The following is a 13,304-nucleotide window of genomic DNA, read 5'->3' on the forward strand; positions in this document are numbered from 1 at the left end:
TCAAGGCTCATATCCCGTGTATTCGCGACAGACTTCAAACGTGAAATGGCAAAGGAGTTCGCGCCAACCGCCCTCGCGGGCACGGAAGTCGAAAAATCATGATCCAAGACATGATCGAAGATGACAGCCTGATCCGCATCAAGATGCCTGTGACCTAGGCTGACCGACTCACGGTCTACGATGCCGAAACTCGGCAGAAGCGCTGAACGTGCTGCTGCGGCATCCGAAAATCAACATGCTGTTCACCGATGTTGATATGCCAGGCGACATGGATGGCTTGAAACTCGCCGCCTCGGTCCGAAATCGCTGGCCGCCCATCCGACTTATCGTCACGTCTGCATTGCGCGCCGTCACCTCCGCTTCGTTGCCGGTTCCCGCGCGGTTTTTCCCCACGCCTTACAACACCCAAGCGGTAATGCGTCCGATGCGGGAGATGGGGCTTAATTCTGGCTGCCAGATGGAGAGGTTTGCGGCTGGAGCGGCGAGACTAACGGTTTCCGATACGGTCCTCAACACCCAGTTGATATCGAAGACGAACGCCGCGAAGGCGCCGTCCGCAAGGATGGCACGCTCGGTATCCGTCGGGACTGATCTATCCATGCAAAAGCATGAGAGCGGCGGTGTCACCCCACACTGCCATTCTCATTTACGGCGCGCGGTAGCCCAAGCGGAACATCGACGACATTTGCGAGTTATGGTGGCACTCACGATCCCGTGAACACCTAAGGGGCCACCATGACCGAACCCGTTTCTACTCACCTCTCGCGCGATATCGCCTATGGCGTCGATGGCGGATCGACCGCAGCGCTCTACAAAGTCTCGTGGGGCGCCATCCTTGCTGGCGTTTTCGTCGGACTGGCTGTCCAGTTTCTTCTCAACCTCCTTGGCGTGGGTATCGGCGCAGCGGTTATCGACCCGGCGCGTTACGATAACCCCGATGCCAGCACATTCTCGATCGCCGGCGGTCTGTGGTTTGTGGTCGCCGGTCTGATCGCCTCCTTCGTCGGTGGCTACATCGCCAGCCGTCTTTGCGGCCGTCCGAGCAATTCGACCGGCGGCTACCAGGGTCTGACCACCTGGGCGGTGACCACGCTGGTTATTCTCTATTTGCTGACCACCTCCGTCGGCGCTCTGGTCGGCGGTGCGTTCAGCGGTCTGTCGAGCATTGTCAGCGGCGTTGGCAGCACGACGGCGACAGCGGTGACCGCAGCAGCCCCAGCGATGGCCAACTCGGCAAACCCAATGGCCGGGATTGAACAGCAGATCCGCGATGCCTCGGGCGGCAATGATCCGGAAGCGCTGCGCAATGCTGCCATCTCCGCAGTTCAGGCCGCCGTCACCGGCGACACTGCAAAGGCCGACGATGCCCGCAACCGTGCCGCGGACGCGATCGCCAAGGCCCAGAACATTCCGGTTGATCAGGCCCGCACTCAGGTCGATCAGTACATGAAGACTTATAATGACAACGTGCAGGCTGCCAAGGCCCAGGCGTTTGAAGCTGCACAGACCGCGACCAAAGCCGTCTCGGCCGGTGCGATCCTCGGCTTCATTGCTCTCCTGATCGGTGCAATCGCCGCCTGGTTCGGTGGGGTCTACGGCACCAAGCATAACCTTTATGCCACCGAGACCTCCGTTCGCCACGTCCGTTAACCTTGCCGGCCCTCTCCACAAAGGGTTGGCTTCTTTTTTCCTCTCATCATTTGGAGCGCCATCATGGCCAAAGCTATCAAAACCCTCGACGAACTGTTTCACGACACGTTGAAAGACGTCTACTTCGCCGAGAACAAGATTGTCGAAACCCTTCCAAAGCTGCACAAGGCTGCCAAGAGCAAGCAGCTCAAGGACGCTTTCGAAAAGCACATCGGCGAGACCAAGGTCCACGTCGAGCGTCTGGAGCAAGTCTTCAAGATCATCGGCAAGAAGCCTGAAGCCAAGACCTGCGATGCGATTCTGGGCATCACCGACGAGGGAGACGAAATCCTGGAAGAATACGAAGGTTCTCCCGCCCTCGACGCCGGTCTGCTTGCCGCCGCACAGGCGGTCGAGCATTACGAGATGTCACGCTACGGCACCCTGCGCACCTGGGCGCTTGAGCTTGGCCTGAAGGATGCAGCCAAACTGCTACAGACGACGCTCGACGAGGAACAGGCGACCGATATTGCGTTGACTGGTATCGCCACCTCTGTCGTCAATCAGAAGGCAGAAGGCTGAGGCGAATTTCCGACTTTCGCAGCCGAGGCGGGGTTCCGCTCCGCTTCGGCCTAATACCGTCTAACGATCTCCTCTCGGCGTTGGAAGTAATCAATGGCATTGGTTCTGCGAGATCTTCCGGCCTTCATTGCCGACGAAAATGCGCATATTCCGATGCGCGACAGGCATGTAAACTGGCTGGTCATTGTGACACGGGAGGCTCTTGGACAGAGCGGCTGGAGCGCGAACGCGCCGGATAGAGAGCTGTCGCCATTATTGCCAATGTTCCAGGTGATAGCCACATACAAACTTGAGCACTGGCTTACCGGCGAAGAGGCGACGATCTGGCTCCTTGAGCAAGACATTATCGATGGGCGGTCCAGGCCACGCAACTGATCGGATGTCCATCAGATTCTACACATCAGCGGCATCGTCAGCCTCTAGCAGGCACTTGATGCGCCGGAAACCGCAGCTAGTCTTTACTCAGCTCGAGCTGGTGAGGCTGTCATGAACCAAGTCGACAAGGAGGCAATCGCTTCTTTGCTGCGAGATATCGCCGAATGGCACGACGTCAGCCGGGAGGCGGTCGAACAACTGTTTGCCGGCTTGTCGCAGGTGGTGGCGTTCAAGGGCAGTTCAATCATCCGAAGTTCGGCGGCATGGGTCAGTGGTCGCAGGGCGGCATGCTTGTGATCGGCGACATGTTCAATCATAACCTCAAGGCGACGGTGGCGGCTCTCTGCGCCGCCCTCGCCGAGCTTGCCCGCCACGCGGCGGATGCGCAGCAGAGACCGGCGCAACATCAGGCTCAGTATCAGGTTCGCGGCGGAGAGGATCTTCGCATTGCGACCCCCCAGCGAATTGGTGGTCGAAGGAGTTGGGTACGCCGTCGGCGACGGGAGCTCAGAACGATATGCGCTACGCCTTCTTCCCGCGAGCAGTCGGCTCGCTCTGTCGCTAGGTGGCCAAGTCACGGCTTACGACACCCGAGATCATCTCATCAACGGAGTCTCGCAGCAACAGTCGGGCGCTCAAATCGTGACGTTCAGCTCGCAACATGGGCCGATAGACCTGTCACAGCTGGCATCGAAAGATGCCTGGTCAGCAGTCGAGTAGTCCAGCCCGCAGCGCCGCGAATGCCGAAGAGGATATCTTCGAAAAAATCGAGCGGCTTGCCTCGCTCCATGCGGAAGGGCATTCTGACGGACACGGAAGTCGAAGCGAAGAAGAGCGAACTTCTCGCTCGCCTGTAGAAGTGCCTGAAGCCTCGCGACCAGGGGTGCACTGCCGAAACAAGGGGGCGACAATGACGGTACGTTATAAGCTCGGCTGCGAACTATCCTACGAGGTCAAGAGCCCGACCACTTTCATCTTCAATCTGGAGGTCGCCAGGCTCATCCGCCACCACAACCTGGTCGAACAGCTGACCATCAGTCCGGATCTGTCACGGCGGATCTATATCGTGCCCGATGTTCGCAACCGGTATTTCAGCGTCAACGCGGATCTTGGAGCTCTGCAGATCCGCTATAAGGCTGAAGTGACACTTGAGGTTTTCCGGGCGGACCCGCCAGTATCAACGAAACGCCTCTGACGGAAATGCCGCTCGACATCATCCCGTTTCTGCTGCCATCTCGATATGTCTCGTCGACTCGCCGCCTTTGCCGAGCGCGAGTTTGCGAGCCTCCCGAAAGGCCATCGACGGGTCACGGCGATCTGCAACTGGATCTATGACAATATCGACTATCAGCGCGGATCGTCGAACGAGCAGACCACGGCAGACGAAAGTCTCTTGAACCGGGCGGGGGTCTGCCGAGACTTCGCCCATATCGGAATTGCCTTCTGCCGCGCGCTGGCTATACGGGCCCGCTTCGTCAGCTGTTATGCCTACGGCCTTGAGCCGTGTGATTTCCACGCCGTCTTCGAGGCGTATCTCGAGGGTCGGTGGTGGCTGTTCGACGCGACGCGGCAAGCCAACCTCGATGGTCTGGTCAGGAATGGCGTCGGCCGCGACGCCGCCGAAATCGCCTTTGCCTCTCCATTTGGCGAAATGGAGGCGGGACCGGTGAAGATTACCATCGAGCATGCCGACGGATCGCCAGAAGCTCCGGGCCGGACAAATGATGCGATTTCAATGGAGGAGCCAGGGCCCAATGCCGGTGCGAACTGAAGGCGCGACCGTACCCGCATCAGTCTCGTAGAGTGCTCGCGATTTCATCCGGTTGCTTGCGAACACGTATCATTACCGCTGAAATTCGAACCCGGCGCCGCCCGCAAAACACCACTTAATGCCACGTTAGCACCACATGAACACCGGCCGGCGGAGCGTCGACGATCTTTATGTAATTACGCTGACAATTCTCGGTTTGTCATCCTGATGACGGCCTGGTTGCCGATGGTGCTGCGACGACTTCCGCTGTCGCTGCCAATTTTCTGCCTTGCGATCGGCGCCGTGCTGGCATGGTCGCCGTTCCGCTGCTGCCGCGTTTCAATCCGCTCGACAACAGGGTGTTTACCGAGCGCCTGACCGAGGTCGTCGTCATCGTCGCCTTAATGGGGGCGGGCTTGAAGATCGATCGCCGCATCGGATGGCGGTCCTGGGCAATGACCTGGAGACTTCTCGGGAGCGCGATGCCACTGACGATTGTAGCGATCATGCTGCTCGGTTCCTGGATTCGGGATCCCGGTTTGGCGTCCGCGCTGTTGTTAGGCGCATCGCTCGCTCCGACAGACCCGGTTCTGGCCACCGGAACTCGACGACAGCATTTTCGCTCATGAGTTCGACGATTGCTGGCCGTGGTTGCGCAAAACCTCTCGGACCAACTCAGCGGAGATGGGCTTCGCAATAAAGCTGGCGTTGCTTGGCAGGTCATTTGGCCCCGGACGCGCCGCTGCCGAGGCGACGACAACCTGAATATGCGGCCACCGCTCTCCAACCATGCGGGCAAGCTCGAAGCCGTTGAGTTGTCCGGGCATCTGGACGTCGGTAAACAGAAGCTGGAGGCTCGGATGGCTTTTGAGGAACGCAAAGGCCTCGTCAGCGGTGGATGCTTCGATCACCGCGTATCTTTCGTCGCTGATCATGTCGGACGTATCCATCAGGATGAGCGGTTCGTCATCGACGACGAGGGCGATGGGCTGACGTAAGTTCGCAAATTCGGCATTTTCCATGAACCTAAAGGGGCAATGTAAACTTAGCGCTTCGCAGTCATGATTTGGGGTTGAGGTTCTGGTTTAGGCGGCTTGAATGCCAGCGATTTGGTACCATGTTTGCATGGCTGTTTCTCGCAATTCGCGATGATGGGTGGATGGAATGTCGTGGCGGGGAACGTGAAAGAGGTTGGCAATCGGATCGTGGATGGAAACGAACCGTTGAAGGTGCCTCGCTGACTTGAAGCGCCTCATAATCCTTTCACGCCGTCGGACAGGCTGATGAGAATTCTCGGCCCGATTGTTCAGGCCCTTGTGCGAGCGATGTTCGATACCGGGCATGATATCACGCTTCGCCGCACCGTAGGATCGAAGCTTGTCGGTGATTATCACACGCGGCGCACGGCATTGCCCTTTCAGAAGCTTTCGCATCAAACGCTTTGCCGCCTTGGCATCGCGGCGGCTTTGCAACAGCACGTCGAGAACAAAACCGTCCTGATCGACGGCGCGCCAGAGCCAATGTTTCTTGCCGGCGATCGTGATGACAACCTCGTCGAAGTGCCAGTTGTCACCGAGCCTGCCGGCAGATCGCTTGCGGATATCATTGGCAAAATGTCTACCGAACTTCTCCGCCCAGAGCCTCACGGTTTGGTGAGAGACGATGAGGCCACGGGCAGCCAGCATATCCTCGACCATCCGCAGGCTCAGCGGAAACCGGAAATAGAGCCAAACGGCATGGGCAATCACCTCGGCTGGAAATCGATGGCGACGATAAAGAGGATCACGGGCAAATCTGGTCATGCCGTAAAAGCACATCTGGCGGGCCGAGATCATCCTGCTGAGTGGAGATGGCGTCGGAACTGTCGAGATCATGCGCCAGACCGGAAAATCGAAGAACTGCGTGTGGCGCTGGCAGGAGCGCTTCGCCACAGAAGGCGCCGAGCGTGTGGTGGCGCTGAAGCTTGCCGATCCGCCGGGCGAGACGACGCACTGGACGGCCGACATGATGGCGAAGGCCGCTGGCATCAGCGCCAGCGCAGTCGGGCGCATCTGGAAAGCGCATGGCCTGGCACCTCACCGGTGGCGGCAGTTCAAATTGTCCAACGACCCGAAATTCATCGACAAGCTGCGAGACGTCGTCGGTCTCTATGTCAACTTACTGGCTGGATTGCGGCGCGGCGAAATAGACTTTCTGATCAGTGCGTTACGCAGCCCGTCGAAGACGTGGAACAGCGCCAGCTATTTACCGGCACACTGGTGTTGCTTGCAGGAAGGACCATCCGCTATCGCGGCAGCATCAAATTACCCTCGAGGAACTCGCATCTTCCCTGGGTCGTGGCTCAAGCGGCACGCCCATTCGCAATCATTTTGACGCCCTGTTCGCCCGTCTCGGACTCATGCCCGAAAAGCATCGGTCGAATCCGAGTCGGTCATCCTCGTGCGCGAATTGCTGAACCGGACGGAGCATCTCGGCTGTATTTCGATGCTGCAAGCGGACGCCGAGATGGCAAGGGTGGTAGCCTTCCATCATCTTCGCGTCAGGACTTTCCTCGGGTGCGGCGCGATCCGGTTCTTCCAAAGGATAGGGAACTTCTTGCTATGTCCAGCGTTAATTAATCACATTAATCTGCTCCGGAGGTTTTATGAGCAAGCCAAAGTTATGGATAACGGTCGCGGCGATTGCTGCGGTAGTCGCTACGTCGCCAGCTTTCGCCGACACGGTTATTATTACCCATGACAAGCCGGCAGAAAAAAAAGATCCACCGCCACCGCCACCCCCACCGCCGGAATGCGGCATACCGCCGGCGCCACCTTGCCCGCCGACACCGCCGCCGCCGCCGAAGAACTGACTGAAGGTGATCGAAGATAATTAAAAGTGCGGGCATCACTAGGCAGTGTGGACGGATTTGATCAAGATGTAGCCTGCGGCGATTGTGACGATGGAGGAAAAATTTTGGTGTTGTCACATTAACTTTGTCATGCCGGCAAAGCCTCTTGCACTGGAATTTTCAGGCGGTGCAAGCCGCGCTATTCCAGGCATCGAAGGCTTCGAGGCGATGGTAGCGAATTGTTTGTGCGGCTCGGCGGCAGGATGGAACTGAGAAGCAATTGCGAGTAGCGGAGTGCATGGAAACGAACCGTTGCAATGCTCCCGTTGATCGGTGGCCCTGCATGGTTCGTTCCCGTTTTCGAAATGGCAGGTGGCTATTTTCGGCCCGATTGTTGAGGTCCTTGTGCGACCAATGGTCGACGCCGGGTGTGACGTCCGCCTTTGCTGCGCTGTAAGAGCGGAGCTTATCGGTGATGATCCGTTTGGGAACAAAGCCATAGCGCTTCATTAACGCCACGAGCAGGCGCTTGGCCGCTCTTTTGTCACGCCGCCTCTGCAAGATTTCTTCAAGAACAGTGCCATGCTGATCGACCGCACGCCAAAGCCAGAACGTCTCTCCGGCGCATTTCACAACGACTTCGTCCAGATGCCAAACATCGCCCGGCCGTGGCTGTCGTCGCCGCAAGTTGCGAGCGATCTGGGGTCCGAACTTGGCGATCCAACGGCGAACCGTCTCATAAGAAACGTCGACACCACGCTCAAGAAACATTTCCTCAACTTCACGCAGGCTCAGATTGAACCGTAGATAAAGCCAAACTGCGTGAGCAACGATTTGTGGCGGAAAACGTTGACGTTTAAAACTGATAGCGGATGTTTGCATCGTCGAAATCTACGACCAACCCTAAACGTAGGCAATAGCGGGCCGGTTAATGTGACAACACCGCACGTCGAGAACAAAACCGTCCTGATCGACGGCGCGCCGGAGCCAATGTTTCTTGCCGGCGATCGTGATGACAACCTCGTCGAAGTGCCAGTTGTCACCGAGCCTGCCGGCAGATCGCTTGCGGATATCATTGGCAAAATGTCTACCGAACTTCTCCGCCCAGAGCCTCACGGTTTGGTGAGAGACGATGAGGCCACGGGCAGCCAGCATATCCTCGACCATCCGCAGGCTCAGCGGAAACCGGAAATAGAGCCAAACGGCATGGGCAATCACCTCGGCTGGACATCAATGGCGACGATAAAGAGGATCACGGGAAAATCTGGTCATGCCACAAGATCCCAAATGTTGATCGATGCCAGGTTAACTTTACAGTGCCCCCCAGTGCCCTTCACTGCCAAATCAAATAGGCGAAGGCCTATCAAGCCTCGATACTCTGCTGGCCGCCGCAAACTCCGCGCGCCATGCTGAGGCGAAAGCTCAAACGGAACTGGCCGAACTTCGACAAAAACTTGCTGAAGTATCACGCAAGCGCGAAGACCTGCGCAATATCATCGCCAGCCATGCTACCGCACGGGAAGACCTGACCGGAAAGCTCGCCGTCGCCTCCAGCGATCGCGCGCTCAGCCTGCGCACAGCCGAAACTGCGAAGGCACAAGTTACACGCCATGCGAAAGCGATTTCGCCGCTGCTGGAGCAACTCGGCGAAACCCTGGGTGACCCCGATATATTCGACCGGCTGGAAAACCGGGTCTTAAAGATCACCAGACTGCGCGAAACCCGCAATACGACTACGGCCGCACTCATTTCCCTCGCCCCCTTGATGGCAACGGCTGAAAGTCAAAGTCGAGCGGAGAATTCCGCCAAAAACCTTGATCTGGGCAAAGACGCAGTCACCACACGTTTGAATGCATTGCAAAGCCTCCAGGCAGAGCGTGCACCGCTCTTGGGTGGCGAAGCCACATCGGCGCATCGAACCCGCCACAACGAGGCGCGCAAAGTTGCGGCAACCGCATTGGATACCGCCCGCGAAGCCTTGGCGGCAGCCATGAATATTTCGGCGGCGGCCCAGGCCAAGTCCGAAAATACCGCTGATGAATTATCTGGCGCCCAAAAAACACTTGAGACTGCAGAAGCGACGCTTGCGGACGCACTCGTCCTTTCCGATTTGGTCCAAGATGATTTGGACCGAATATTTGCTCTCGAAGAGACAACGATTGTCGCCCTGCGTCAACGTCTTCACAAGCTTGACGACGATGTCATTTCAGCGCGCGCCGCGCTAGATTCGCGCCGCAAGGATCATGCCGAAGCGGAAGCGGCAGGCCTGCCGGAAGATCCGCCAGAGCCATTGACAAGCGCACTGTCCGCACTGGAAGCAGCCATACGAACGCGGGCCGAACGCATCGGCGGAATCGACAGCGAACTCCAACGCGATATTGCCGCGCGGGCCGCCCTTGCCGGGTTTCTCGATCACGATGCCGGCGCCGATCGACGGGAATAGTTTTCAGGCCGAGATTGATGGCGGCCAGATGGGCGCCGGTGGTGATGCCGGCCTGCCGTAAGATCGAGGCGCAAAGCAGTCGGCCGAGCCAGGGGACATGTTGCAGGACCAAAATCTCGTTCCAGGCGTCGAGGGCGATGATCGCCTGCAGCACTGGCGGCAAGTTCTCCGTCTGGCGCAACACGCCACGCCATTCATCGAGCCGGGTATACGGTAGATGGATCAGACCGAGAACGGCAGTGGTCGGCAGCCCGAATCGTCGAGCGCCGGCTTGTCTTCCCATATGTAATCACCGGTGAGATTTACGTGCTCCCAGGTTAGCGGTGACAGGCTCGACAGCAGATGATCGGGCACATGCTGCCCGGCGCGATACAAGGCCTCGATGACACGGCCGGTATAGATTGTGTTCCAGTGAATAATGGCTGTGACGACCAGATTGAGAGCGGATGCCCGGATCGAAAGATTTTCCTGGCTGCGATCTCGGAAGCGACCGAGGCGATGGAGATTGACCGCACGCACGAGGCTGTTGCGGCTTTCCCCTTTGTTCAGCTCTGCCGTTGTCGTCTTTCTCAGATCCTCGTCATTGATCCAGTCCAGGGTGAAAGGGTTCGTTCGATCCGGCCCATCTGGCGTAGTGCCTGAGAGAAACCGCTTTGGCTGGTTTTCGCCGACAGCCTTTTGAGCATGAGCGAGGCGCTGACGGTGCGCGTGCGCAGCGAAGTAATCAGGCGCAGAATATCGTCCCAATGCGCTCGGATCAGGTCGGCATCGATGCGATCGCCCATGACATTTTGGAGAATTCCATATTGCTTGCCAGGTCCGAAGCCATAGAGGCATCGTCCGTCGAGATCAGGAATGCGCGGCGTGTTGTCACATTAACCGGCCCGCTATTGCCTACGTTTCGGGTTGGTCGTAGATTTCGACGATGCAAACATCCGCTATCAGTTTTAAACGTCAACGTTTTCCGCCACAAATCGTTGCTCACGCAGTTTGGCTTTATCTACGGTTCAATCTGAGCCTGCGTGAAGTTGAGGAAATGTTTCTTGAGCGTGGTGTCGACGTTTCTTATGAGACGGTTCGCCGTTGGATCGCCAAGTTCGGACCCCAGATCGCTCGCAACTTGCGGCGACGACAGCCACGGCCGGGCGATGTTTGGCATCTGGACGAAGTCGTTGTGAAATGCGCCGGAGAGACGTTCTGGCTTTGGCGTGCGGTCGATCAGCATGGCACTGTTCTTGAAGAAATCTTGCAGAGGCGGCGTGACAAAAGAGCGGCCAAGCGCCTGCTCGTGGCGTTAATGAAGCGCTATGGCTTTGTTCCCAAACGGATCATCACCGATAAGCTCCGCTCTTACAGCGCAGCAAAGGCGGACGTCACACCCGGCGTCGACCATTGGTCGCACAAGGACCTCAACAATCGGGCCGAAAATAGCCACCTGCCATTTCGAAAACGGGAACGAACCATGCAGGGCCACCGATCCCCGGGAGCATTGCAACGGTTCGTTTCCATGCACTCCGCTACTCGCAATTGCTTCTCAGTTCCATCCTGCCGCCGAGCCACACAAACAATTCGCTACCATCGCCTCGAAGCCTTCGATGCCTGGAATAGCGCGGCTTGCACCGCCTGAAAATTCCAGTGCAAGAGGCTTTGCCGGCATGACAAAGTTAATGTGACAACACCCGACGTGCTGTTGCAAAGCCGCCGCGATGCCAAGGCGGCAAAGCGTTTGATGCGAAAGCTTCTGAAAGGGCAATGCCGTGCGCCGCGTGTGATAATCACCGACAAGCTTCGATCCTACGGTGCGGCGAAGCGTGATATCATGCCCGGTATCGAACATCGCTCGCACAAGGGCCTGAACAATCGGGCCGAGAATTCTCATCAGCCTGTCCGACGGCGTGAAAGGATTATGAAGCGCTTCAAGTCAGCGAGGCACCTTCAACGGTTCGTTTCCATCCACGATCCGATTGCCAACCTCTTTCACGTTCCCCGCCACGACATTCCATCCACCCATCATCGCGAATTGCGAGAAACAGCCATGCAAACATGGTACCAAATCGCTGGCATTCAAGCCGCCTAAACCAGAACCTCAACCCCAAATCATGACTGCGAAGCGCTAAGTTTACATTGCCGATAACGCCTCAATAGAGATCTGACCCCGACAACGCGAGTTTTACCTTGCGGTCTCTAGTGGCATTCGGAAGATAAAGCAGGTCGATGTGTCGTCGGATGTCGCACTGACGGTTCCACCGTGAGCTTTTGCGATTTCACTTGCGATATAGAGTCCGAGCCCAAGACCCTGCTTGCTCGCGTTTCCTTCACCTCGAGAGAAAGGCTGAAACAAGCGCTTCATGGTGGCCTCTGAAATCTTCGTGCCACCATTGCTAATCGCAAGCTGAAACAGGTTACCCTCTACTTTTGCAGAAAGCGTTATAGGCCTGTCGCTCGCGCCATGCGTTATCGCGTTCCCGAGGAGATTGGAAACCAATTGCTCCAGCCGGGCGTGATCCACATCGACAGGCCGATGCACATCAAAGTCGGTTTCGATGATACGCTCGGGATGCGCGACCAGAATTTCGTTGATGATCCTTGCGAGAAGCGATTCGATAGGCGCTGCCTTCGTTATATTAAGGGAGATACCGTCTCCGAGACGGCCGCGGGCGAGGTCCAGTAGATCGTCTATCAGGCTGCTCATACGCTGTACGCTTTCGCCCATAAGGCGCAAGATCCGTATCGTACGCTGATCGGTCACGTCTTTCGAAATCACTCGCAAACCAGCGGACATTGACGCGAGGGGATTGCGCAAGTCGTGGCCGAGCACAGCAATGAACTGTTCTCGTTCGTGGGCAATGCCGGCCAGTTCCTCGTTAGCCTCCTGCAATCTTTCTCGGATCTGTCTGGCCTCCGTCACGTCAAAAATGACCCCGACATAGCGATGCCCTCCGGAATCAACATCATCGACGTATTCGCCACGACGCGTCAGCCACCGTTCTTGGTCGTTATCCGCCCGTCTTATGCGGAATTCGATGCTGCTGACGTCCTGGTGTTCATCGGGAAAGCTAAGGTCGATTACCTTTCTATCGTCTGGATAGATGAGCTCGTTCAAGGTGGCGACCGCGATTACCCGAGCGGGATGAAGGCCGAACAGACGGCAGAACTGTTCCGAAACAGTGATCGTCGCCCACCCCACTCTGTGTTCGAACGTACCAATGCCCCCCGCCGACTGAGCAACACGAAGCTCTTCGGTGATCCGCTTTTGCTCCGTAATGTCGACCATATTACCGACGAACATGGTCGGCTCGTCGTCCTGATCGAATATCGCGCGGCCTCTGGCGTGCACCCACCGATACCCGCCATCGTCTTTCAACAGCCTGTAGTCTTTGGAAAAGAGTTCCGAGCCGGCCATGATCCCTGCGACAGCGAGCTTCACCCGCTTGAGGTCATCGGGATGGATCGAGTTGAAGAAACAGTTTGTAGAGGCGCCGTCCGCAAGGGCAGCCGGATCCTGCCGTGTGATTGCCGCAAACCGGGCATCGGCCACAAGCCTGTCGCGTCGAATATCCCATTCCCAGGTACATGACGCTCCCGCGACATCGAGCGCGAGCTCAAGTTGCCCACGTGCCACTGTAATATCAGGACTCGCACGCTCAAGCTCGGATTTCGCGCTATTGTCAGGGCTGTTGATGATCGTCACGCGT

The 13,304-nt window shown here is 57.5% G+C and carries 11 protein-coding genes and 7 pseudogenes; 11 read left to right on the plus strand and 7 right to left on the minus strand.

What is annotated here, in order from left to right; all coding sequences use genetic code 11:
• Positions 1-208: 208 nt before the first annotated feature.
• The 7 genes and pseudogenes from H1Y61_RS24470 to H1Y61_RS24500 all read left to right on the plus strand — a co-directional run.
• Positions 209-718 carry a response regulator transcription factor gene (locus tag H1Y61_RS24470; protein WP_234627317.1) on the plus strand — a complete coding sequence of 170 codons (510 nt, stop codon included), beginning with the start codon at positions 209-211 and terminating at the stop codon, positions 716-718.
• 17 nt (positions 719-735) lie between these two features.
• On the plus strand, positions 736-1,650 hold the full coding sequence (locus H1Y61_RS24475) for a PhnA-like protein (RefSeq protein WP_180575600.1): 915 nt from the start codon (positions 736-738) through the stop codon (positions 1,648-1,650).
• Between the two features lie 63 nt (positions 1,651-1,713).
• Positions 1,714-2,211, plus strand: a complete 498-nt coding sequence (locus H1Y61_RS24480; RefSeq protein ID WP_156557620.1) for a YciE/YciF ferroxidase family protein — start codon at positions 1,714-1,716, stop codon at positions 2,209-2,211.
• A 93-nt stretch (positions 2,212-2,304) separates the two neighbouring features.
• Positions 2,305-2,586, plus strand: coding sequence for a hypothetical protein (locus H1Y61_RS24485; protein ID WP_174113311.1), 282 nt, complete (start codon positions 2,305-2,307; stop codon positions 2,584-2,586).
• Positions 2,587-2,697: 111 nt separating this feature from the next.
• Positions 2,698-2,883 carry a hypothetical protein gene (locus H1Y61_RS26815; protein ID WP_234627319.1) on the plus strand — a complete coding sequence of 62 codons (186 nt, stop codon included), beginning with the start codon at positions 2,698-2,700 and terminating at the stop codon, positions 2,881-2,883.
• A 613-nt stretch (positions 2,884-3,496) separates the two neighbouring features.
• Positions 3,497-4,357, plus strand: a pseudogene (locus H1Y61_RS24495) (transglutaminase-like domain-containing protein).
• Positions 4,358-4,493: 136 nt separating this feature from the next.
• Positions 4,494-4,935, plus strand: a pseudogene (locus H1Y61_RS24500) (cation:proton antiporter domain-containing protein); the annotation flags it as partial.
• 24 nt (positions 4,936-4,959) lie between these two features.
• Here H1Y61_RS24500 and H1Y61_RS24505 read toward each other — a convergent pair.
• A complete protein-coding gene (locus H1Y61_RS24505) occupies positions 4,960-5,358 on the minus strand; it encodes a response regulator (RefSeq protein WP_156557615.1) in 399 nt (132 codons plus the stop codon).
• Positions 5,359-5,421: 63 nt separating this feature from the next.
• Entirely contained in the window at positions 5,422-6,138 is a 717-nt protein-coding gene (locus tag H1Y61_RS24510) for an IS6 family transposase (RefSeq protein ID WP_180575595.1), read from the minus strand.
• A 7-nt stretch (positions 6,139-6,145) separates the two neighbouring features.
• Between H1Y61_RS24510 and H1Y61_RS24515 the strand changes: the two are divergent.
• Positions 6,146-6,493 (plus strand): annotated as a pseudogene (locus H1Y61_RS24515) (helix-turn-helix domain-containing protein); the annotation flags it as partial.
• A gap of 853 nt (positions 6,494-7,346) precedes the next feature.
• Here the strand turns inward: H1Y61_RS24515 and H1Y61_RS24520 are convergent.
• Together H1Y61_RS24520 and H1Y61_RS24525 are read right to left on the minus strand one after the other, a co-directional pair.
• Positions 7,347-8,048, minus strand: a complete 702-nt coding sequence (locus tag H1Y61_RS24520; protein ID WP_180575601.1) for an IS6 family transposase — start codon at positions 8,046-8,048, stop codon at positions 7,347-7,349.
• Between the two features lie 63 nt (positions 8,049-8,111).
• Positions 8,112-8,384, minus strand: a pseudogene (locus H1Y61_RS24525) (IS6 family transposase); the annotation flags it as partial.
• A 772-nt stretch (positions 8,385-9,156) separates the two neighbouring features.
• Here H1Y61_RS24525 and H1Y61_RS24530 point away from each other — a divergent pair.
• Positions 9,157-9,609: a hypothetical protein gene (locus tag H1Y61_RS24530; RefSeq protein WP_180575515.1), complete on the plus strand. Its 453-nt coding sequence runs from the start codon at positions 9,157-9,159 to the stop codon at positions 9,607-9,609.
• Here H1Y61_RS24530 and H1Y61_RS24535 read toward each other — a convergent pair.
• Both H1Y61_RS24535 and H1Y61_RS24540 read right to left on the minus strand, forming a co-directional pair.
• Positions 9,566-9,814 (minus strand): annotated as a pseudogene (locus tag H1Y61_RS24535) (DUF1612 domain-containing protein); the annotation flags it as partial. The gene H1Y61_RS24530 and the pseudogene H1Y61_RS24535 sit on opposite strands and share 44 nt — an antisense overlap.
• Before the next feature lie 17 nt (positions 9,815-9,831).
• A pseudogene (locus H1Y61_RS24540) lies at positions 9,832-10,472 on the minus strand (Tn3 family transposase); the annotation flags it as partial.
• A gap of 62 nt (positions 10,473-10,534) precedes the next feature.
• Between H1Y61_RS24540 and H1Y61_RS24545 the strand changes: the two are divergent.
• Together H1Y61_RS24545 and H1Y61_RS24550 are read left to right on the plus strand one after the other, a co-directional pair.
• A complete protein-coding gene (locus H1Y61_RS24545; RefSeq protein WP_174113316.1) occupies positions 10,535-11,236 on the plus strand; it encodes an IS6 family transposase in 702 nt (233 codons plus the stop codon).
• A 54-nt stretch (positions 11,237-11,290) separates the two neighbouring features.
• Positions 11,291-11,686: pseudogene (locus tag H1Y61_RS24550) on the plus strand (IS6 family transposase); the annotation flags it as partial.
• 93 nt (positions 11,687-11,779) lie between these two features.
• Here H1Y61_RS24550 and H1Y61_RS24555 read toward each other — a convergent pair.
• Positions 11,780-13,300, minus strand: a complete 1,521-nt coding sequence (locus H1Y61_RS24555; RefSeq protein ID WP_180575602.1) for a sensor histidine kinase — start codon at positions 13,298-13,300, stop codon at positions 11,780-11,782.
• Between the last annotated feature and the right edge of the window lie 4 nt (positions 13,301-13,304).

Origin of the sequence: Agrobacterium vitis (assembly GCF_013426735.1) — a bacterium.
GTDB lineage: Bacteria > Pseudomonadota > Alphaproteobacteria > Rhizobiales > Rhizobiaceae > Allorhizobium > Allorhizobium vitis_D.